The organism is Methanoculleus sp. UBA374, from assembly GCA_002508705.1.
In the GTDB taxonomy this organism is placed as follows: Archaea; Halobacteriota; Methanomicrobia; order Methanomicrobiales; family Methanoculleaceae; genus Methanoculleus; species Methanoculleus palmolei.
In genome coordinates, this window is record DAYL01000030.1 from 28,057 (window position 1) to 28,364 (window position 308).

Genomic DNA, 308 nt, shown 5'->3' on the forward strand with positions numbered 1-308 from the left:
GGACACTTTTGGGATGACTTCAATGATTGAAGGTGCTACAATGACACGGGTGCGGCTGACAGTTCTTATCCGGGAAGAGGAGGGAGTATACGTTTCCAAGTGCCAGGAGCTCGAGGTTGCCAGTTGTGGCGATACACCGGAGGAAGCACTGGATAACATTCGCGAAGCGATCGAACTCTACCTCGAGAACGCAAGAGAACTGGGGATACTGAAGGACATTGAGCCGATCCTGACATCGCGGCATAAGTTCACCTCGGTCATTGAGGTCGAGGCATGACGAAGTTACCTCTGGTTTCTTCCGACGACTA

General features: G+C 51.9%; 1 protein-coding gene. It reads left to right on the top strand.

The window, feature by feature from the left end; all coding sequences use genetic code 11:
- The coding region (locus BRA42_RS10200) for a type II toxin-antitoxin system HicB family antitoxin (protein ID WP_342771915.1) at positions 1-277 on the top strand (277 nt) is incomplete at its 5' end.
- Positions 278-308 lie beyond the last annotated feature (31 nt).